Source organism: Roseateles asaccharophilus (assembly GCF_031458115.1).
GTDB lineage: Bacteria > Pseudomonadota > Gammaproteobacteria > Burkholderiales > Burkholderiaceae_C > Pelomonas > Pelomonas asaccharophilus_A.
Window position 1 is genome coordinate 66,635 of record NZ_JAVDXV010000009.1, and the last position, 16,354, is coordinate 82,988.

At 69.8% G+C, this 16,354-nt stretch carries 19 protein-coding genes and 1 riboswitch; of the genes, 6 read left to right on the forward strand and 13 right to left on the reverse strand.

The genetic code is table 11. The annotated features are described in order from the left end of the window. Nucleotides 1-143: 143 nt before the first annotated feature. The 7 genes from metW to J2X21_RS21250 form a co-directional block, all read right to left on the reverse strand. On the reverse strand, nt 144-719 hold the full coding sequence (metW, locus tag J2X21_RS21220) for a methionine biosynthesis protein MetW (protein WP_310331950.1): 576 nt from the start codon (nt 717-719) through the stop codon (nt 144-146). Beyond that, nucleotides 716-1,891, reverse strand: coding sequence for a homoserine O-succinyltransferase MetX (metX, locus tag J2X21_RS21225; RefSeq protein ID WP_310331952.1), 1,176 nt, complete (start codon nt 1,889-1,891; stop codon nt 716-718). Before metX ends, metW begins: the two co-directional genes overlap by 4 nt. Before the next feature lie 44 nt (nt 1,892-1,935). Next, a riboswitch (SAM riboswitch) is annotated at nt 1,936-2,011 on the reverse strand. 2 nt (nt 2,012-2,013) lie between these two features. Beyond that, a complete protein-coding gene (locus J2X21_RS21230) occupies nt 2,014-3,585 on the reverse strand; it encodes a methyl-accepting chemotaxis protein (RefSeq protein WP_310331954.1) in 1,572 nt (523 codons plus the stop codon). Between the two features lie 166 nt (nt 3,586-3,751). After that, nucleotides 3,752-3,988 (reverse strand): hypothetical protein, encoded by a 237-nt coding sequence (locus tag J2X21_RS21235; protein WP_310331956.1) that lies wholly within the window; start codon nt 3,986-3,988, stop codon nt 3,752-3,754. An 82-nt stretch (nt 3,989-4,070) separates the two neighbouring features. Continuing rightward, nucleotides 4,071-4,223, reverse strand: a complete 153-nt coding sequence (locus J2X21_RS21240) for a hypothetical protein (RefSeq protein ID WP_310331958.1) — start codon at nt 4,221-4,223, stop codon at nt 4,071-4,073. Nucleotides 4,224-4,545: 322 nt separating this feature from the next. Then, entirely contained in the window at nt 4,546-4,734 is a 189-nt protein-coding gene (locus J2X21_RS21245) for a nuclear transport factor 2 family protein (protein ID WP_310331960.1), read from the reverse strand. Between the two features lie 8 nt (nt 4,735-4,742). Next, the gene (locus tag J2X21_RS21250) at nt 4,743-5,363 is read right to left on the reverse strand and encodes a glutathione S-transferase (protein ID WP_310331962.1); all 621 of its coding nucleotides are present in this window, start codon (nt 5,361-5,363) and stop codon (nt 4,743-4,745) included. On the opposite strand from J2X21_RS21250, the gene J2X21_RS21255 reads away from it, so the two are divergent. Continuing rightward, the gene (locus J2X21_RS21255) at nt 5,362-5,883 is read left to right on the forward strand and encodes a hypothetical protein (RefSeq protein ID WP_310331964.1); all 522 of its coding nucleotides are present in this window, start codon (nt 5,362-5,364) and stop codon (nt 5,881-5,883) included. The two genes, J2X21_RS21250 and J2X21_RS21255, sit on opposite strands and share 2 nt — an antisense overlap. Further along, entirely contained in the window at nt 5,880-7,355 is a 1,476-nt protein-coding gene (locus J2X21_RS21260) for a hypothetical protein (RefSeq protein WP_310331967.1), read from the forward strand. The genes J2X21_RS21255 and J2X21_RS21260 overlap by 4 nt, the downstream gene beginning before the upstream one ends. Nucleotides 7,356-7,364: 9 nt before the next feature. On the opposite strand, the gene J2X21_RS21265 is transcribed toward J2X21_RS21260, so the two are convergent. From J2X21_RS21265 to bufA2, 6 genes are all read right to left on the reverse strand, one after another. After that, a complete protein-coding gene (locus tag J2X21_RS21265) occupies nt 7,365-7,622 on the reverse strand; it encodes a hypothetical protein (protein WP_310331968.1) in 258 nt (85 codons plus the stop codon). Further along, the gene (locus J2X21_RS21270) at nt 7,619-9,010 is read right to left on the reverse strand and encodes an amidase (RefSeq protein WP_404667325.1); all 1,392 of its coding nucleotides are present in this window, start codon (nt 9,008-9,010) and stop codon (nt 7,619-7,621) included. Before J2X21_RS21270 ends, J2X21_RS21265 begins: the two co-directional genes overlap by 4 nt. Next, complete coding sequence (locus J2X21_RS21275) at nt 9,010-9,540, reverse strand: peroxiredoxin (RefSeq protein WP_310331971.1); 531 nt, start codon at nt 9,538-9,540, stop codon at nt 9,010-9,012. Before J2X21_RS21275 ends, J2X21_RS21270 begins: the two co-directional genes overlap by 1 nt. 46 nt (nt 9,541-9,586) lie before the next feature. Next, entirely contained in the window at nt 9,587-10,363 is a 777-nt protein-coding gene (locus J2X21_RS21280) for an HvfC/BufC N-terminal domain-containing protein (RefSeq protein WP_310331973.1), read from the reverse strand. Further along, nucleotides 10,360-11,181, reverse strand: coding sequence for an MNIO family bufferin maturase (bufB, locus tag J2X21_RS21285; protein ID WP_310331974.1), 822 nt, complete (start codon nt 11,179-11,181; stop codon nt 10,360-10,362). Before bufB ends, J2X21_RS21280 begins: the two co-directional genes overlap by 4 nt. A gap of 132 nt (nt 11,182-11,313) precedes the next feature. Further along, on the reverse strand, nt 11,314-11,568 hold the full coding sequence (gene bufA2, locus J2X21_RS21290) for a BufA2 family periplasmic bufferin-type metallophore (protein WP_310331975.1): 255 nt from the start codon (nt 11,566-11,568) through the stop codon (nt 11,314-11,316). Between the two features lie 221 nt (nt 11,569-11,789). Here bufA2 and J2X21_RS21295 point away from each other — a divergent pair, with 221 nt between their 5' ends. The 4 genes from J2X21_RS21295 to J2X21_RS21310 are packed head-to-tail and all read left to right on the forward strand — an operon-like array spanning nt 11,790 to nt 16,335. Continuing rightward, nucleotides 11,790-12,671 (forward strand): N-acetylmuramic acid 6-phosphate etherase, encoded by an 882-nt coding sequence (locus J2X21_RS21295; RefSeq protein WP_310331977.1) that lies wholly within the window; start codon nt 11,790-11,792, stop codon nt 12,669-12,671. Next, on the forward strand, nt 12,668-13,939 hold the full coding sequence (locus J2X21_RS21300; protein WP_310331979.1) for an MFS transporter: 1,272 nt from the start codon (nt 12,668-12,670) through the stop codon (nt 13,937-13,939). The genes J2X21_RS21295 and J2X21_RS21300 overlap by 4 nt, the downstream gene beginning before the upstream one ends. Further along, nucleotides 13,936-15,069: an acyltransferase family protein gene (locus J2X21_RS21305; RefSeq protein WP_310331981.1), complete on the forward strand. Its 1,134-nt coding sequence runs from the start codon at nt 13,936-13,938 to the stop codon at nt 15,067-15,069. Before J2X21_RS21300 ends, J2X21_RS21305 begins: the two co-directional genes overlap by 4 nt. Nucleotides 15,070-15,072: 3 nt before the next feature. After that, nucleotides 15,073-16,335: a glycoside hydrolase family 10-like protein gene (locus J2X21_RS21310; protein ID WP_310331982.1), complete on the forward strand. Its 1,263-nt coding sequence runs from the start codon at nt 15,073-15,075 to the stop codon at nt 16,333-16,335. Nucleotides 16,336-16,354 lie beyond the last annotated feature (19 nt).

Here is a 16,354-nt window from a genome sequence, read left to right on the forward strand (position 1 = left end):
GGCAGGCACAGGCCGTCCACTGGACGCCCTGTGTCCGGCCTCAGCCCCCGAGGGGACGGCGATGCTTGCGGCATCGAGCCGCAAGCACATCGCCGAAGACGGGCCGGCTTGGGAGCGGCCCGGCGCTCGGCCCGCGCAACAGCCTACTCAGTTTTGAACTTGAACACCGCCACGCTGGCCATCAGGTTGGGCAGCCTGCGCACCACCTCACCGTCCTGCAGGCCGAAGCTGTCGAGGATGTTCAGGCGGTTCTTGCGCGCCAGCACGCCGAAGTCTGCAAACGTGCCGACGCGGATGTTGGGCGTGTCGTACCACTGGTAGGGCAAGGCCTTGGTGACCGGCATGCGGCCGGCCAGCACCTGCAGGCGATTGCGCCAGTGCGCGAAGTTGGGGAAGCTGACGATGCCCAGCTTGCCCACGCGCGCCGTCTCCTTCAGCATCTGCTCGGCATTGCGCAGATGCTGCAGCGTCTCCAGCTGCAGCACGACGTCGAAGCTCTGGTCCTCGAAGATGGACAGGCCTTCTTCGAGATTGCGCTGGATGACGTTGACGCCGCGCTTCACGCAGGCCAGCAGGTTGGTGTCATCCAGCTCCACGCCGTAGCCGGTGCAGCCCTTGTGCTTGATGAGGTGCTCCAGCAGTTCGCCGGTGCCGCAGCCCAGGTCCAGCACGCGCGAGCCGGCCGGAACGAGGGCTGCAATGGCGGGATCGAAGCTCATACGGCCACCCCCTTGATCTGCAGGGGCCGTGCCGCAGGACTCAGGTTGCCGGCGATGCGCTCGAAGTAGGCGCCCAGCACGCCGTGATAGCGCGGGTCGTCCAGCAGGAAGGCGTCGTGGCCGTGCGGCGCATCGATCTCCGCATAAGACACATCCAGCCGGTTGTCCAGCAGCGCCTTGACGATCTCGCGCGAGCGGTCCGGCGAGAAGCGCCAGTCGGTCGTGAAGCTGGCGATGAGGAACTTGGCCCGCGCCGACGCGAACGCGCGGCTCAGGTCGCCGCCATGCTCGGCGGCCGGGTCGAAGTAGTCCAGCGCGCGCGTGATCAGCAGGTAGGTGTTGGCGTCGAAGTAGTCGCTGAACTTGTCGCCCTGGTAGCGCAGGTAGCTCTCGATCTGGAACTCGATGTCCTGCGTGGAGTAGCCCAAAGCGCCGGTCTTCAGCTCGCGGCCGAACTTTTCGGCCATGGAGTCGTCGCTCAGGTAGGTGATGTGGCCGATCATGCGCGCCACGCGCAGGCCGCGCTTGGGCACCACGCCGTGCGCGTAGAAGTGGCCGCCGTGGAAGTCGGGGTCGGTCACGATGGCGCGGCGCGCGACTTCGTTGAATGCGATGTTCTGCGCCGACAGGTTGGGCGCCGTCGCGATCGCGATGCAGTGCGCCACGCGCTCCGGGTAGCGCAGCGCCCAGTCCAGCGCCTGCATGCCGCCCAGCGAGCCGCCCAGCACCGCCGCCAGCTTCAGGATGCCGAAGCGTTCGACGACGCGGGCCTGCGCGTCCACCCAGTCCTGCACGGTGACGACGGGGAAGTCCGCGCCCCAGGCGCGGCCGGTCGCCGGGTTCACATGCATGGGGCCGGTGGAACCGAAGCAGGAACCCAGGTTGTTGACGCCGATGACGAAGAACTTGTCGGTGTCCAGCGCCTTGCCCGGGCCGATGAGGTTGTCCCACCAGCCCTCGCTCTTGGCCTGGCCCGCGTAAGTGCCGGCCACGTGGTGACTGGCGTTCAGCGCATGGCAGACCAGCACCGCGTTGCTGCGCTCGGCGTTCAGCTGGCCGTAGGTCTCGACCATCAGGTCGTAGGCCGCCAGACTGGCGCCACTGCGCAGCGGCAGCGGTTCGTCGAAATGAAAACTCTGCGGCGATACATCGCCGACGCTACGGCCCGTCATGGCCCACTCCAGAAAAGACAAAACCGGCGCCACTTGCTGGACGCCGGTTGGTCAGAGCGTCCTGTTTAGCGGCATTTATAGAGCGCCCGCAATCCGGAACAAATCGGCGCTATGGCAGCATTCTAAGCGCGCCCGTCGATGCGGAACTGCGCGACGGCACCCGCCAACAGTTGCGTCTGCTGGCGCAGGCTGTCGGCGGCCGCGGCGGACTCTTCCACCAGCGCGGCGTTCTGCTGCGTCATGTGGTCCAGCTGCGTGACGGTGCCATTGATCTGCACGATGCGCGCGCTCTGGTCGGCCGCACCGGTGGCCACCTCGCCGATCATGTCGCTGACCTTCTGCACGTTGTCGACGATCTCCTGCATCGTCAGCCCCGCGTGCTGCACCAGCCGCGCGCCGGCCTCGGCCCGCTCGACGCTGGTGCCGATCAGCGTCTTGATCTCGCGCGCGGCGCCGGCCGAACGCTGCGCCAGCGCCCGCACCTCGCTGGCGACGACCGCGAAGCCGCGCCCCTGCTCGCCGGCCCGCGCCGCTTCCACGGCGGCGTTCAGCGCCAGGATATTGGTCTGGAACGCGATGCTGTCGATCAGGCCCACGATGTCGGCGATGCGGCGCGAGCTGTCGTTGATCTGGTCCATCGTCGCCACCACCTCCGACACCTCCTGGCCGCCGCGCCGCGCCACCTGGGCCGCGCCCTCGGCCAGCTGGCGCGCCTTGCCGGCCGCGTCGGCGCCGTGGCGCACACCGCTGGTCAGGTCTTCCATCGAGCTGGTGGTCTGCTGCAGGCTGGACGCGGCCTGTTCGGTGCGCTGGCTCAGGTCCTGGTTGCCCGAGGCCACCTCGCTGCTGGCCGTCTCGATGCTGTGCGCCGACGTCTTCACCTGGCGCACCAGGTCGCGCAGGCTGGACTGCATGGCATCCAGCGCCCGCAGCAGCTCGGAAGCCTCGTCGCGCCCCTCCACGCGGATCGCGTTGTCCAGGTCACCGCCGGCGATGGACTGCGCCACCGTGCCGGCATAGCGCATGGGGCTGGTGATGGTGGCGGAGTTGATCAGCGTCAGCGGCACCACCAGCACCATGACCAGCACCAGCACGGCCAGCGAGCGCCAGCCTATGCGCGCGATCTCGGCGCCGAACTCGGCCTGCGCGTCCTTGGCCTGCTGGTCGATGAGGCCGCCCACGCGGTCCACGCGCTGTTCGATCTCGCGCATCGCCGCCTTGGGCCGGTTCAGCATGCGGTCGGCCACCTTGGCCGTGTCGAAGCCGCCGGCCTCGATCTGGTTCAGCACGCCCTGCGCGCCGCTGCGGTAGTCCTGCAGGAACTTCAACGACTCGGTCGCCGCAGCCTGGTTGTCGGGCTGGTTGGTGGCCTGCAGGCCCTGCAAAGACTTCTCCAGCCGGCCGGCCGCGGCGTTCCAGCGCTGGCGCAGCTGCTTGACCTGCTCGGTGTCCTCGTAGTTGATGACCATTTCCTTCTCTTCCAGCCGCACGTCGGCCAGGCCCTGGCGGATGGCGGCCAGGTGTCGCAGGTCATCGATGGCATGCGTCGTCACGTCGTTGTTCAGCGCTATCAGCTGCCGGCCGCCGGCCAGGCCCGTCAGGCCCAGCGCGGCAAACATCAACAGCACCAGCGCGATCGCGCCATGCATGCGGGTGCGGATCGTGAAGCCGCGCATCCAGGTTCCCAGGTCCATGACTCTGTCTCCTTGGCCGGCTCGTTAGCGTGGCGCGGCGCATTGGTTCTCAAGTCACAGCATGCTATTGGAGTGGTCGGCAAAGGCAAGCCGTGAATCCCGCTGCCGGGCGGTCGGATTTCTCGTGTATGCAAGCCCAGGTGGGCCAGCTGCCAGGCGAGGCACATCAGCGCGCGCCGGCCGGCCGCCGCCCCAGGTAGGGCCGCGCGAACAGGTACAGGCCCGAGACCAGCTGCAGGAACAGCGGCGGCAGCGGCGCGTAGGTGATCCAGGCGGGCGGCTCGCCGGGCTGCAGCCCGCGGGCCACGAAGTTGGCCAGCACGGCCAGCGTGAAGACGATGGACAGCCAGCGGTGGCTCTGGCGCATCCAGCGGTCCAGCGTCGGGGCGATCGGGTGGGTCATGGGTTCTCCTTCAGTGAGGAGCCCAGTGTTGCCACGCCGCCCCCGCGGCGCTTCTCCAAAACTGCGCTGTTGCCGCGCCGCGCTACTGCTGCTGTTGCTGCTGCATCTGCGCCAGCAGCTCGCCCATCTTCTGCTGCACCGCCTGGATGGCCTTCAGCGGCCGGATCATGACCTTGAAATCGGTGATCTTCTGGGCATCGTTCCAGCGGATCAGGTCCACGCCATTGACCTGCACGCCGTCCAGTTCCAGCTCGAACTCCAGCAGCGCATCGCGCTCGCCGCGGATCTCGCGCCGGGCCTGTTAGCGCCACGGGAGCAGGCCGCGTTGTGACCAGAAAGCCCGCGAGCAAGGCGCAAACCGCAGCCGGGTTGATACCCGGCGAGGATTTGCAACGCCGCGCGCGGGCTTTCTGGTCACAACCCGAAGGGAAGGCCACCCGCCAGGGGGCACTCGGCGTTGCACCGCTTGCCCGCATATCAATGCGGGCGGCGCGATGCGCCTTGATTGCCCCCTGGCGGATGGCCTTCGCGGCCTACTCCCGTGGCGCTAACAGGCCCTAGCGAAAGCTGGGATTGCCCAGAATCATCAGCGCCGCGCTCAGGTAGCGGCTGGCCAGCGCGCGGCCCTGCTGAGGCGTGTGCACCACCGGCGAGTGGAAGGCCACGTCGTCGGCCAGCAACGCGGCCAGCGCCTTGGGGTTGCGGGCCTGGGCCAGCGCATGCCAGGCATCGATGGGATGGGTCATTTCAGTCCTCAAGGCCAGTGGCGTTGGAAAACCGCGGCGACGTCGGGGTGTTGCTCCACGCGCTCCAGCTGCGCATGGAAGGTCGGCCGCAGCGCCTGCAGATGGGCCCGGGCGCCGGACCACTTGGACACCACGGTGGCCAGCAGCTCCAGCGCGCCGGGCGAACCGGCGTCGAAGCCGATGCCGAACTGGTCGGCGAACACGCACCAGTGGTGGTGCAACCGCGCCCGCGTGCCGGCGCGGATGCGCTCCTTCATCGCGTCGTCGCAGGGCTCGCACCAGCGCTCCGGGTAGTCCAGCACGCTGATGGCCGCATAGCAGTTGGCCGGGATGTAGACCAGCCCGCGCAGCGCCCGTGCCCGCGCGCCGGCGTCCAGCGGCAGCAGCAGGCCCGGCGCGGCGGTGAGGCCCAGGTGGATGAGGATGGCGGCGCTTTCCGTCAGCACCGTGCCGTCGGCCAGCACCAGCGTCGGGATCTGGCCCAGCGGGTTCACGCGCAGCAGTTCGTCGTAGCCGGGGCCGGGGTTCCAGGTGGCGGCTTCCACGCCGGTGTAGGCCAGGCCGGCGCGGGCCAGCGCGGCCTCCACGGCGGCCGATCCGGAACCCTTGCTGCCATACAGGGTCAACATGCATGACTCCTTCGTCGAGCGTGCAAAATCGTCTCACATCATGTGCCCCACGCCCGCACTGCCGCCATCCCGACGATCCACGCCGCGGCCCAGCTTCGGCCGCGTCAGCGTGGGCGTGCATGGTCGCGTGATGGTGTCGCGCGCCGAAGGGCCGTTCGACGCCGCGCTGATGGCCGCCGTCAAGCGCGCGATCGCGCTGGCCGGCAAGCGCCTGCCGGCCGACCGCCGCTTCGGCGACCTGATCGAGATCCACGGCAGCCTGGTCATGGACGCCGACGCGCTGACGCAGCTGCGCCAAAGCACCGAGGCATTCACGTCACGCGGCCTGGTGGCCATCTCCACGGTGTTCGTCGTGCAGCCCGGCATCCCCGGCATCGAGCGCCTGCCGGCGCTGCTGGACATCTGGCGCGCCAGCCGGCCCGTGCGCCGCGCCGAGAGCTTCGACGCGGCCTGGGCGCTGGTCAACGCCGACCTGACCGCGGCGGGCCTACCCACGCAGCCGCCCCCTTTGCGCGCATGACGGCCGAAGTCACGGGCCTGCAATGGCCGCTGGATGCCAAGGGCAAGCGCGCATCGGGCGCGCCGGGCCAGCGCATCGTCGCGGCCGCACTGCGCGGGCTGGATTCCGCGGCCGCCGACGCCGTCGTTGCCGAACGTGACTGGCGCCACGCCTACCCGCGCCACTGGCGCGCACTGGTGCAGACCCAGGCCGCGCGGCCGGTGGGCGTCGTCGCATCGGCACGCGCGGGCTTGCATGCGGCCTGGGCCGAGCTGCCCTTCGTGCGCGCCGGCCATCCGCTGGCGCTGGCCGACGCGATGCGCTCGCCGCAGCGCTCGCTGCAGACACTGCAACTGCGCGGCAGCGGCGATGCGGCTCCGGCGCGCTGGACCGTGCCGCACCAGGGCCGCGAGCTGCATGGCGACGCACTGGCGCGCCAGATCGACCGCTGGGAGAAGGCCGGCGTCTGCGAACCCGCGCACGCCGCCGCGCTGCGCGACTGCCTGGCCCACCCGGAGTGGTTCGACCTGTCCGACCAGCACCTGGTGCTGCTGGGCGCCGGCAGCGAGGCCGGGCCGCTGGGATGGTTGGCGAAGTGGCGAGCCAACCTCGTCGGTGTGGACCTGGCACGCGCCGCTACGTGGAAGCGCATCGCCGCGACCGTGGCCGCCGGCAATGCGACGCTGACGGCACCCGTCGCGCCGGGCCAGCCGCTGGACGCGGCGCATGCCGGCGCCGACCTGCTGGCCGACACGCCGGACATTGCCGCCTGGCTGGTGTCGCTGGGCCGGCCGCTGTCCATCGCCAACCTCGCCTACCTGGACGGCGAGCGCCATGTGCGCGTGTCGCTGGCGATGGACGCCATCAGCGCCACGCTGTGCGCCGCCGATGCCCGCACGCAGCTGGCCTACATGGCCACGCCCACCGATGTGTTCGCCGTGCCCGAGACGCTGGCCAGTGCCGTCATGCAGCGCTATGCGCAGCGCGGCGTTGTCAAGAAGCTGGCGCAGTTCGGCGCGCGGCTGTCCAGCGGCGGGCGCGGCTTTGCGCCGCACATGCAGGCGCTGGTGGATGCCGGCGATTTCGGCCACTGGGGCCTGGTGGACGCGCTGGTCGTCGAGCAAGGCCCCAACTACGCGCTGGCCAAACGGCTGCAGCAGTGGCGGGCGCTGGTGGCGCGGGCCGACGGACATCGCGTGGCCTTCAACGTCGCGCCCAGCACCACGACGGCGTCGGTCGTCTCCAACCCCTTGCTGGCCGCCGGCTTTCGCGGCGCCAAGGCCTTTGGCGTGGAGGTGTTCGAGCCGGCCACCACCAATGCGCTGATGGCCGCGATGTGGGTGCACCAGCTGCGCACCGAGGCACGCGACTTCGCGCATCCGCTGAAGCTGCTGGTGCACACCGCCAACCACGGCGGCCTGTGGCGGCTGCCCTACCTGCCGCGCTCGGTGCTGCCGATGGCGGCGCTGCTGGGCTTCGTGAAGCGGCGCTGAAGCGCGCGGTCAGCCGACGGACACGCCGGCGGCCTGCAGGCGCGCGCGGATGTCGGCCAGACTGCCCTCGTACTCCCAGTACATGACGCGGCCGTGCGAGGACGTGACCAGCAGGTACTGCTCGGAGACCGACTGCAGCCGCGACACCGCCAGCAGCTTCTCGACGAAGGGCTGGTCGCTGAAGGTCTCGACGACCTCCTGGTTGTCGTCGGTGTAGCCGTGCAGGACGAGGGCATTGCGCACGCGAACGGAGATGAAGGCGGTCATGGTTCAGTGGGGTTGAAAGGCCAGGGGCGTTGCGCGGGCCGCAGCTGCTCCCACGCCGCGCCCAGCGCCAGCACGCCGGCATCGTCGAAGCGGCGGCCGATGATCTGCAGGCCGATGGGCAGCCCTGCGGCCGTGTAGCCAGCGTTGATCGCCAGCGCCGGCTGCTCGCTCATGTTGAACGGCAACGTGAACGCGATGTGCTCGAAGGGCCGCGCCGGGTCATGCAGCGGGCTGGCCTGATGGGCCGGCCAAGCCGGCATGGGGCTGACGGGCGACAGCACGAAGTCGAAGGGCTGAGCCCCGTCCATGGCCGCGTTGGCCGCCTCGCGCAGCGCCTGCATCTGGCTGTAGCCGCGGAACACGGTCGCGCCGTCGTAGTGAGCCGCGGGCGCGACCCAGTCGAGGATGTAGGGCAGCACCTGGGCGCGGCGTTCGTCGGGCAGCGCGGAGATGTCCAGCCACGAACGCATGCGCCAGAAGCGGTCCATGCCGTCGGCCATCTCGCGCGTGGTGAACGCGGGCAGCGGCTCGACGATGGCGCCCTGCGCCTCGAAGGCGCGTGCCGCGGCGGTGACGGCCGCGAGCACCTCGGGCTGCGGCGCCTCGCCCCAGCCGGCGTCCAGCCACAGGCCCATGCGCAAGCCGCGGAGCTCCAGCGGCCTCGGCAAGACCTGGCCCGGCGGCAGCTGCGTCGGGTCGCGCGCATCGGGCTGCGCCAATGCGGCCAGCATCAGCGTGGCGTCTTCCACCGTGCGCGTCAGCGGCCCGGCGACGCGACCGGCATAGCCCGGCTTGATGGGCACACGGCCATGGCTGGGCTTGAGCCCGACCAGGCCACACCAGCCAGCCGGCAGCCGGATGGAGCCGCCGATATCGGTGCCCAGGTGCAGCGGGCCATAGCCCGCGGCCGCCGCGGCGGCGGCACCGGCGCTGGAGCCGCCCGGCGTCATGCGCGTGTCCCAGGGGTTGCGCGCCGGCTCGGCGTACAGGCTGGACAGGCCCGAGCTGAGCATGCCGTAGTCGGGCATCGTCGTGCGCGCCCAGGCGATGGCACCGGCCTCGCGCAGGCGTGCCGCGGGCGGGGCCTCGAAGTCGGCCACCGCATCGTCCGGCATCGCGGCAGTGCCCAAGCGGTAGGCCGCACCGGGCACTGCGATGTTCTCCTTCAGCGTGACGGGCACGCCGTCCAGTGCCAGCGCGGTGCCGGCGCGCCAGCGGGCTTCGCTGGCCCGGGCGGCGGTCAGCGCCGCGTCGGCATCGACGGCGCACAGCGCATGCAGCTGGCCCTCGCGCGCAGTCGCGTGGGCCAGAACGGCCCGCATGACGTCCACCGGCGACAGCTCGCGCCGGCCGTAAGCCGCCAGCAGTGCGGCCGTGCCGAGGTGGATCACTTCTTCAGCTTCTCGGCCGCCTGCAGCATCGCGGCGATGTGGCCATCGGGATTCATGCTGGCGTGCACGGCGGCGATCTTGCCGTCGGTGCCGATCAGGAAGGACACGCGGTCGGCCATGCTGCCGGGCACCATCTTCAGCGCCACGTCGTAGTCCTTGATGGTCTTGCCGTTGGCGTCGGCGGCGACGGCGAACTTGCTGCGGCAGGCCTCCACGCTGAACTTCTTCAGCGTGTCGATGTTGTCGTTGGACATGCCGATGACGGTGGTGTTGAAGGCCTTGAACTTGTCCGTCGCCTCGGCGAACTGGTGGGCCTCGACCGTGCAGCCGCTGGTGAAGGCCTTGGGATAAAAGTACAGCACCACCGGGCCCTTCTTCAGCGTCTCGGCCAGGCTGAACTTGAAGGCCTGGCCGCCCACGGCGGCTTCGGTCGTGAAGTCGGGCGCCGGGGCGCCGACGGCCAGCGCGGCATGGGCCAGCGGCATCAACAGCGCAGCAGACAGCGCGCAAAGCGACTTGATCAACATCGGGCAATCCTCGGGGTGGCAGTTGGGCCCGCAGGATAGCGGCGCGTCAACCGTCCTGCAGCAGCCCGTCGGACAACCAACCCTGCAGCAGGGCGATGACGGCTGGCGCGGCGGACCCGGCATCGCCCAGCGCCAGCGCGGCGCGCTCGCACAGTCCCGCGAACGGCTCGCCGCCGGCCACCGCCTGCAGCAGCGCGGCCTCCAGCGGCTCCAGCGAGCGCCAGCGGGTCTCGCCGTGCTGGCGCCAGGCCAGCAGCGTGTGCTCGTGCGCCACCGGCTCGTCCAGCTCGGGCTGAGCTTCGCCGGGCTGCCATTCGCGCAGCGCCAGCCAGGCGGGCTCGACGGCATGGGCCAGCGCCACGCGCTGCACGCTGGGATGCAGGCGCAGCTGCAGGCCGGCCCAGTCGTCCGGGCTCAGCGCGGCCAGCGTGGCGGGCTGCAGCAGCGGCGCGTCGGCGGCGTCGAAGGCGCTGCGCAGCGCCCAGTCCATGCGGGCGAAGTCCACCAGGCTGGCGTGCGGCACCAGCTCGTCGCCGGCCGTGGCCATGAAATCGGCCAACTCGTGGCCGAACCAGCGTATGGACGGATGGCGGCTGGGCCGCGCGGCGATGTAGGCCTGGGCCAGCGCGTTAAAGGGCTCGTCGCCCAGCGCGCGGCCCAGCACCGTGTAGTTGTCGGCCAGCGCCTCGGCCAGCCGCGCGCGGTAGGCGTGGCGGTAGACCTCCAGGCCGGTGGCGAAGTCGCCGGCCAGCAGGAGGCCAGGGTCGCTGCCGTCGCGGATGGCCGTCGCGAGCTGTTGCTGCTGTTGCCTGATGTCACTCATGCCTGGCGCGCCAGTTCGCGTGCAAAGGACAGCTCGGCCAGCAGCTCCGTCAGCGGCGGGATATGGTCGTCGCGCTCGATCATGGTCGGCACGCGGCCGAAGCGCTTCAGCGCGTGCGCGTACAGCGCCCAGACCTCGTCGCGCACCGGGTGGTCGTGCGTGTCGATGACGATGTCGCCGCGGTCCTCGTGGCCGGCCAGATGGATCTGGCGCACGACACCCGCCGGGATGGCATCCAGATAGGCCAGCGGATCGAAGCCGTGGTTGCGGCCGGACACGTAGATGTTGTTGACGTCCAGCAGCAGTTGCGCGCCGGTGGCCTTCAGCAGCTGTGCAATGAAGTCCCACTCGGCCATCTCGTCTGCCGCGAAGCGCACATAGCTGGACACGTTCTCCAGCACCAGCGGCCGGCCCAGGGCGTCCTGCACCTGCGCGATGCGGCCGCCCACGTGGTCCAGCGCGGCACGGGTCAGCGGCACGGGCAGCAGGTCGTGCAGCTGGCTGTGCGCGTCGGCGCTCCAGCACAGGTGGTCGGACACCCAGCCGGGTTCGATGCGGTCCGCCAGCGCCTTCAGCTCGCGCAGATAGGTCAGGTCCAGCGGCTCGGGCCCCGCGACGGACATCGACACGCCGTGCATGACGACGGGGTAGTCCGCGCGGATGCGCTCCAGGTGCGCCAGCGGCGGGCCGCCCGGCACCAGGTAGTTCTCGGAAATGATCTCCAGCCAGTCGGGGCGCGCGCCGGCATCCACGCCGGCCTCGAAGGCGGCGTAATGCTCGACGCGCAGACCGAGGCCGAAGCCTTGGATCTTGGTCATGCGTATCAGCACAAAAACGGCGCGGCGCCATCGGCGTCGCGCCTCCTCCAGCGGCTGCCGTGGATCTGGCTTCGCCAGGCCACTGGCAGCCCCCCTTGAGGGGCCGCGGCTGCGCCGCGGTAGGGGGTGGTCTTACTTCTCTACCTTGCCGCCAGCCTTGGTGCACTCGTCAGCGGTCTTCTTGCTGACCCAGCCCTGGCCCTTGCAGCCGTTCTGGCCCTTGCAGCCGCTCTTGGCGGTCTTGCATTCGGACGTGCCCTTGCAGCTGTTCACGCCCGAGCACTTGACCATGCCGTCGGCGGCGACGGCGGTGGTGGGCACGGCGGTGGCGAACAGCGCAGCGGCCGCGGCGGCAATGCCCAGGCCAGTCTTCATGGAAGCGTTCATGAATGTCTCCAAACAAAAAGGAAGTGGTTGAGATCGGGTCACCACAGGCTGGTTCTTTCGGAACCAACCCGCCAGCCTGCGTCGGAGCAACACACCGAGTCCTTACAGCCAGCGCCCGGATTCTGATTACCTGCCGTTATGGCTGCAATGCCGCGTGGCATTCGTCATGCCGCGTAGCCAGCCGCTAGAGTGCGGCAAGCCTGCGCCTGCCTTTCTCTCCCATGCTGAACACCGAGACCCCGAGCACCCGTCACACCGACCTGGACTCTTACGCAACTCCGGCATTGTTGGATGCGTTCATCGACGACCAGAACGCTGCCGTCGCCGCCGTGAAGGCCGCCGCGCCGCAGTTGGCCGCCGCCGTGGACGCCGCGCTGCCACGCATCCGCGCGGGCGGGCGGCTGCTGTATGCCGGCGCCGGCACGTCGGGGCGCCTGGGCGTGCTGGACAGCGTGGAGCTGTACCCCACGTTCTCCTGGCCGCGCGAGCGTGCCGTGGCCGTCATTGCCGGTGGCGAGGGCGCGATGTTCGTCGCCGTCGAAGGCGCCGAGGACGACCGCGGCCAAGGTGCCGCCGACCTGGCCGCGCTGAACCCCGGCCCCAACGACGTGGCGCTGCTGCTGGCGGCCTCGGGCGGCACGCCCTATGTGCTGGGTGCGATGGAAGCCGCCCGCGCGGCCGGCGCGCTGACCATAGGCTTCGCGAACAACCCGAACGCGCCCGTCACGAAGCAGGCCGACATCGGCATCACGCTGGATACCGGCATGGAAGTGATCTCCGGCAGCACGCGGCTGAAGGCCGGCACGTCGCAGAAGATCGCGCTGAACACCTTCTCGTCGGCGCTGATGGTCAAGCTGAACAAGGTGTACGGCAACCTGATGGTGGACCTGAAGGCCACCAACGCCAAGCTCGTGAAGCGCGCTCTGGCGCTGACGGTGCGCGCGTCGGGCGCCAGCGAGGCGGATGCGCAAGCGGCGCTGGCCCAGTGCGACAACCATGTGAAGACCGCGCTGGTCATGTTGAAGCGTGGCGTCACGGCCGGCGAGGCGCATGCGCTGCTGGATGCGGCCGAAGGCAGCGTGAGCAAGGCCCTGGCGGCATGACCCGCTCCCCCTGGGTCTGGATCCCCAGCCTCTACTTCGGCCAAGGGATTCCCTATGTCGTCGTGATGACCCTGTCGGTCGTCATGTACAAGAACCTGGGCTTCTCCAACACCGACATCGCGCTCTACACCAGCTGGCTCTACCTGCCCTGGGTCATCAAGCCGCTGTGGTCGCCGCTGGCCGAGTTGTTCGGCACCAAGCGGCTGTGGGTCACGGTGCTGCAGTTCTTCATCGGGGCGGCGCTGGCCGGCGTGGCGCTGACGCTGCCGATGGAGCGCGCCTTCCAGATGTCGCTGGCGGTGTTCTGGCTGATGGCGTTCGCGTCGGCCTCGCATGACATCGCCGCCGACGGCTACTACATGCTGGCGCTGCCGCAGCACCAGCAGGCCGCCTTCGTCGGCGTGCGCTCCACGTTCTACCGCCTCGCCAACATCGGCGGCCAGGGCGGGCTGGTCTATCTGGCCGGTGAACTGACCGAGCGCACCGGCAGCGTCGTGCAGGCCTGGACCTGGGTGTTCTGGCTGCTGGGCGGGCTGTTCGTCGCGCTGGCCGTCTGGCATGCACTGGTGCTCCCGCGGCCCGCGGCCGATGTGCGCGGCGTGGGTGGTTCGGCCGCGCGCGGCCTGGTGGCGGAGTTCTTCGCCGTGTTCGCCAGCTACTTCAGGAAGCCCGGCATCCTGGTCGTGCTGGCCTTCCTGCTGCTGTACCGTTTCCCCGAGGCGCAGCTGCTGAAGCTGGCCACACCCTTCCTGCTGGACCCGGTCGGCGAGGGCGGCCTGGGCCTGTCCACCAAGGCCGTGGGCATTGCCTACGGCACGGTGGGCCTGACGGCGCTGACGCTGGGCGGCCTGGCCGGCGGCTGGGTCATCTCCCGCGTCGGTCTGAAGAAGGCGCTGTGGCCGCTGGTGCTGGCCATGCACATCCCCAACGTGGCCTTCCTGCTGCTGGCGCTGACACACCCGACCAGCCTGGCGGTCATCAGCGCGGCGCTGGCCGTGGAGCAGTTCGGCTACGGCCTGGGCTTCACGGCCTATCTGATGTACATGATCCACGTGGCCGACGGCCCGCAGAAGACCGCGCACTATGCGATCTGCACCGGCTTCATGGCACTGGGCATGATGATCCCGGGCATGTGGAGCGGCTGGCTGCAGGACCAGATCGGCTACGTCAGCTTCTTCATCTGGGTGCTGGTGGCCACCATCCCGAGCTTCGCGATGACGGCGCTGATCAAGGTGCCCGAGGGCTTCGGCAAGAAGGCCGACGCGTGAACAACCGGCTGCTCAGCCTGGACGCGTTCCGCGGCTTCGCGATCGCAGCCATGCTGCTGGTCAACAACCCGGGCGACTGGGGCCATGTCTACGCGCCGCTGCTGCACGCCAAATGGCACGGCTGGACGTTCACGGACTGGGTGTTCCCGTTCTTCGTCTTCATCTCCGGCATGGCGATGACCATCAGCCTCGCGCGCCGCGCGCAGGCGGGTGCCGACAAGACCGCGCTGCTGTTGAGCACCTCGCGCCGAGCATTGGTCATCATCGGTATCGGCCTGCTGCTGAACCTCATCCCCAGCTTCAACTTCGACACCGTGCGCCTCCCCGGCGTGCTGCAGCGCCTGGGCCTGTGCACGCTGGCGGCGGCGCCCATCGTGTTGTGGTGCAACGCGCGAGGCGTGGCGTTGTGGGCGGTGCTGCTGATGGCGATCTATTCGCTGATCCAGATCTGCCTGCCGGTGCCCGACGCCGACGGCGTGGTCCATGTGGGCTTGCTGGAGCCCGGCAAGGACGCCGGCGCCTGGCTGGACCGGCTGCTGATGGACGGCCACCTGTGGAAGCAGGCCAAGACCTGGGACCCCGAGGGCCTGCTGTCCACGCTGCCGGCCGTATCGTCGCAGCTGCTGGGCGTGCTGGCCGGCTATGTCATCGCGTCCAAGCGCCAGCCGGCCGAGAAGAGCATGACGTGGATGCTGTGGGGCCTGGCCTCGCTGTGGCTGGGGCAGGTGCTGGATGCGTGGCTGATGCCCATCAACAAGTCACTGTGGACGCCCTCCTTCGTGTTCACGATGGCCGGCTGGGCGCTGGTGGTGTTCGCCGTCTTCCACTGGCTGCTGGACGCGATGCCGCAGCCGCTTGCCCGCGAACGCTGGGCGCGCTGGCTGCACCCGCTGGTCGTGTTCGGCATGAACGCGCTGTTCCTGTTCGCGCTGTCGGGGTTGATCGCGAAGATGCTCTACACGATCAAGCTCGCCGACGGCACCTCGCTGGGCCGAGCGCTCTACGCGCCGCTGCGCGACTCGGGGCTCGCCCCGGTCAATGCCTCCCTCCTCCACGCCATCGCGTTCGTCCTCGTGATGTACGCCATCGCGTGGCTCATGTACCGCAATCGCTGGTTCATCAAGGTCTAAGCCATGAAACGTCGTGAACTGCTGAGCCTCGCCTCTGTCCCGCTGCTGACCGCCTGCGCCACGCCGCCGGCCCCGGTGTCGCCCACTGATGCCGCGCTGAACGCCACGTCGGCGCCGTCGCCGGCGCCGGCCGTCGCGATGGGCCCGCCGCCGCCGCGCGAATGGCGAGCCGCTTGGATCGCCACCGTCGCCAACATCGACTGGCCCAGCAAGCCGGGCCTCAGCGCAGAGGCACAGCAGGCCGAGATCGTGGCGCTGTGCGACACGGCCAAGAGCATCGGCCTGAACGCGCTGATCCTGCAGGTTCGCACCGCCAACGACGCGCTGTACGAGTCCAAGCTGGAGCCGTGGAGCGAGTACCTCACCGGCACGCAGGGCCAGCACCCCGGCTACGACCCGCTGACCGTCTGGCTGCGCGAGGCCAAGTCGCGCGGGCTGGAGCTGCACGCCTGGTTCAACCCCTACCGCTCGCGCCACGGCTCGGCCAAATCGCCGGTGCACGACAGCCACGTCAGCAAGACCCATCCCGACTGGGTGCGGCGCTATGGCGACCAGCTGTGGATGGACCCGGGCGAGCCGGCTTCGGCCGAGCACACGCTGGCCGTCGTGCGCGACCTGCTGAGCCGCTACGCGGTGGACGGCGTGCACATCGACGACTACTTCTACCCCTACCCCATCGTCGACCCGGCGACCAAGCAGGAGGTGGACTTCCCCGACGAGCCCAGCTGGCAGAAGTACGTCGCAAAGGGCGGTTCGCTGAGCCGCCACGACTGGCGCCGCTACAACGTCAACACGCTGGTGCAGCGGCTGTACACGCTGGCCCACGAGGTGCGCCCCGGCACGCGCGTGGGCGTCAGCCCGTTTGGCATCCCCAAGCCCGGCATGCGTCCGGCCGGCATCAGCGGCTTCAGCCAGTACGACAAGCTGTATGCCGACGTGGAGCTGTGGCTGCGCGAGGGCTGGATGGACTACCTTGCGCCGCAGCTGTACTGGCCGCGCTCGCAGACGGCGCAGGCCTTCGAGCCGCTGCTGCAGGCCTGGCGCGCGAACAACCCGCTGGGCCGGCCTATCCACCCGGGCCTGTTCACCAGCCGCATCAACGACACGCCGCAGAGCTGGCAGCCCGACGAGGTGCTGGCGCAGATCGACATCATCCGCAAGCAGTCGCCCGGCAGCGGCCACATCCATTTCTCCATGGTGGCGCTACAGCAGAACCGCAAGGGCCTGGCGGATGCGCTGCGCAGCGGGCCCTACGCGGCCCCCTAACTTCGCGCAGCCCTGTCAC

Excerpts from the sequence above, each read along its gene's own strand:
- metW (WP_310331950.1), bottom strand. The coding sequence starts at position 719 with ATGAGCTTCGATCCCGCCATTGCAGCCCTCGTTCCGGCCGGCTCGCGC.
- metX (WP_310331952.1), bottom strand. The coding sequence starts at position 1,891 with ATGACGGGCCGTAGCGTCGGCGATGTATCGCCGCAGAGTTTTCATTTC.
- J2X21_RS21230 (WP_310331954.1), bottom strand. The coding sequence starts at position 3,585 with ATGGACCTGGGAACCTGGATGCGCGGCTTCACGATCCGCACCCGCATG.
- J2X21_RS21235 (WP_310331956.1), bottom strand. The coding sequence starts at position 3,988 with ATGACCCACCCGATCGCCCCGACGCTGGACCGCTGGATGCGCCAGAGC.
- J2X21_RS21245 (WP_310331960.1), bottom strand. The coding sequence starts at position 4,734 with ATGACCCATCCCATCGATGCCTGGCATGCGCTGGCCCAGGCCCGCAAC.
- J2X21_RS21255 (WP_310331964.1), top strand. The coding sequence starts at position 5,362 with ATGCATGACTCCTTCGTCGAGCGTGCAAAATCGTCTCACATCATGTGC.
- J2X21_RS21250 (WP_310331962.1), bottom strand. The coding sequence starts at position 5,363 with ATGTTGACCCTGTATGGCAGCAAGGGTTCCGGATCGGCCGCCGTGGAG.
- J2X21_RS21260 (WP_310331967.1), top strand. The coding sequence starts at position 5,880 with ATGACGGCCGAAGTCACGGGCCTGCAATGGCCGCTGGATGCCAAGGGC.
- J2X21_RS21265 (WP_310331968.1), bottom strand. The coding sequence starts at position 7,622 with ATGACCGCCTTCATCTCCGTTCGCGTGCGCAATGCCCTCGTCCTGCAC.
- J2X21_RS21275 (WP_310331971.1), bottom strand. The coding sequence starts at position 9,540 with ATGTTGATCAAGTCGCTTTGCGCGCTGTCTGCTGCGCTGTTGATGCCG.
- J2X21_RS21280 (WP_310331973.1), bottom strand. The coding sequence starts at position 10,363 with ATGAGTGACATCAGGCAACAGCAGCAACAGCTCGCGACGGCCATCCGC.
- bufB (WP_310331974.1), bottom strand. The coding sequence starts at position 11,181 with ATGACCAAGATCCAAGGCTTCGGCCTCGGTCTGCGCGTCGAGCATTAC.
- bufA2 (WP_310331975.1), bottom strand. The coding sequence starts at position 11,568 with ATGAACGCTTCCATGAAGACTGGCCTGGGCATTGCCGCCGCGGCCGCT.
- J2X21_RS21295 (WP_310331977.1), top strand. The coding sequence starts at position 11,790 with ATGCTGAACACCGAGACCCCGAGCACCCGTCACACCGACCTGGACTCT.
- J2X21_RS21300 (WP_310331979.1), top strand. The coding sequence starts at position 12,668 with ATGACCCGCTCCCCCTGGGTCTGGATCCCCAGCCTCTACTTCGGCCAA.
- J2X21_RS21310 (WP_310331982.1), top strand. The coding sequence starts at position 15,073 with ATGAAACGTCGTGAACTGCTGAGCCTCGCCTCTGTCCCGCTGCTGACC.